The sequence below is a fragment of the Sphingomonas sp. genome, from assembly GCF_048594985.1.
Classification (GTDB): domain Bacteria; phylum Pseudomonadota; class Alphaproteobacteria; order Sphingomonadales; family Sphingomonadaceae; genus Sphingomonas_I.
In genome coordinates this window covers 1-2,008 of sequence record NZ_JBMDXG010000236.1, presented here as the reverse complement: position 1 = coordinate 2,008, position 2,008 = coordinate 1, and the positions used below count along the sequence as shown (strand labels likewise).

Here is a 2,008-nt window from a genome sequence, read left to right as displayed (position 1 = left end):
GCCCTATGATTGGTCGCGGCGCGCTTGTCACCACCGGCACACATGGCTAGGGGCGCGCTTCCAGTGCATGCGGAGCGGTGGCCGAGTGGTCGAAGGCGCTCGCCTGGAAAGTGAGTATACGTCAAAAGCGTATCGTGGGTTCGAATCCCACCCGCTCCGCCAACGGCCCTTTCGTGCCTGCCGTCGCTATCGGTCACGCATCGCGCGCGGATCCTCCCCGCATCGAACAGTTCGACCGGCTCGACGAAGCGGTGGCCGGGGTCGGTCAGGCGATATTTGTCGTCCGGCGTTCCGCGCTGCATCTGGTTACCTTCTGATGCGTGGCGACGTGACCGGCGCCGTCTGGAAGCACGGCGACCGGATGCCTAGCTGGCACCCTTCACAAGGAGATGGTGATGGCGAAAACGGCATTGGTGGTTGGCGCGAGCGGTATCGTCGGCAGCGCGGTCGCCGGGCTGCTGGCGGCGAACGGCTGGTCGGTGCACGGGCTGGCGCGACGGCCCGTGAATCAGCCGGGCGTCCGGCCGGTCGCGGCGGACCTGCTGGACGCTGGAGGCACCGCCGATGCGCTCCGCGACCTCAACCCCGACGCGGTGTTCATCACCACCTGGCTGCGGCAGGCGAGCGAAGCGGAGAATATCCGTGTCAACGGAGCGATGGTGCGTAACCTCCTGAACGCCCTCCCCCCGCCGGCCGGCCCGCGCCATGTCGCGCTGGTGACGGGGCTGAAGCATTATCTCGGCCCGTTCGAGGCCTATGGCAAAGGCACGCTGCCGCAGACGCCGTTCCGCGAGGAACAGGGCCGGCTGGACATCGAGAATTTCTATTACGCGCAGGAAGACGAGCTGTTCGCCGCCGCCGCACGCGACGGCTTCAGCTGGAGCGTGCACAGACCGCATACCGTGATCGGGATGGCGGTCGGCAATGCGATGAACATGGGCACGACGCTCGCCGCCTATGCGGTGCTGTGCCGCGAAACCGGGCGGCCGTTCATCTTTCCCGGCTCTGAAGCGCAATGGTCGGGACTGAACGACATGACCGATGCAGGTCAGCTGGCCCGGCACCTTTTATGGGTCACCGTGACGGAAGCGGCGCAGGATCAGGCGTTCAACGTCGTCAACGGCGACGTCTTTCGCTGGCAATGGATGTGGGGCCGCATCGCCAACTGGTTCGGGATCGAGGCGACCCCGTTCGACGGGACGGTCCGGCCGCTCGAGCAGCAGATGGTGGACGATGGCGACCGCTGGCGCGCGATCGCGGCGCGCGAGGGGCTGGCCGAGCCAGACCTCGACCGTCTGGCGTCGCCCTGGCATACCGATGCCGATCTCGGTCGCCCGATCGAGGTGGTGACGGACATGGGAAAGAGCCGTCGGCTGGGCTTTACCGGCTACCAGCCCACCGACGATGCGTTCTTCGCGCTGTTCCAGCGGCTGCGCGCCGAACGCTTGATCCCCTAGGCGCCGGTCGGACGAATCAGCCGGCTCTGGGTCGCGCCAGCCAGATCATATGGGTGGCACCCTTGCCATTCTCACGCGCGCGCACGCGTACCTCCTCGGTTGCGAAGCCAGCATTCGCCAGCCGGCGGGTAAAGGCAGGATCGGGCGCCGCCGACCACACCGCCAGTACGCCGCCGGGGCGCAGCGCGCGGCGCGCCTCGCCCAGCCCGGCGGGCGCGTACAGCCCCTCGTTCGCGGCGCGCGTCAGGCCGTCGGGGCCATTATCAACGTCCAGCAGGATCGCATCGAACCCGCCGCCCGCCCCGCGGATCACGTCGCGCACGTCACCCATCGACAGCGTGACGCGCGGATCGTCGAGACAGCCATCGGTCAGCGCGGCCATCGGCCCGCGTGCCCATTCGATGATGCCGGGCACCAGTTCGGCGACCGTCACCGCGGCATCGGGACGCAGACAGTCGAGCGCCGCGCGCAATGTGAAGCCCATCCCGTACCCGCCGATCAGCACCCGCGCGGCGGGCCGCTCCGCCAGCGGCGTACAGGTCAGTGTGGCC

At 68.4% G+C, this 2,008-nt stretch carries 3 protein-coding genes and 1 tRNA gene; 3 read left to right on the top strand and 1 reads right to left on the bottom strand.

Translation table 11 applies throughout. The features are described 5' to 3' along the window. Nucleotides 1-71 precede the first annotated feature (71 nt). The 3 genes from ACOJSF_RS09425 to ACOJSF_RS09415 all read left to right on the top strand — a co-directional run bounded on the left by ACOJSF_RS09425 (nt 72) and on the right by ACOJSF_RS09415 (nt 1,457). A tRNA-Ser gene (locus tag ACOJSF_RS09425) sits at nt 72-162 on the top strand. After that, nucleotides 135-317: a hypothetical protein gene (locus tag ACOJSF_RS09420; protein WP_420141955.1), complete on the top strand. Its 183-nt coding sequence runs from the start codon at nt 135-137 to the stop codon at nt 315-317. The genes ACOJSF_RS09425 and ACOJSF_RS09420 overlap by 28 nt, the downstream gene beginning before the upstream one ends. Nucleotides 318-395: 78 nt before the next feature. Further along, complete coding sequence (locus ACOJSF_RS09415; protein WP_420141954.1) at nt 396-1,457, top strand: SDR family oxidoreductase; 1,062 nt, start codon at nt 396-398, stop codon at nt 1,455-1,457. Between the two features lie 16 nt (nt 1,458-1,473). Here ACOJSF_RS09415 and ACOJSF_RS09410 read toward each other — a convergent pair. Beyond that, on the bottom strand, nt 1,474-2,008 hold a 535-nt coding region (locus ACOJSF_RS09410; protein WP_420141953.1), incomplete at its 5' end, for a spermidine synthase.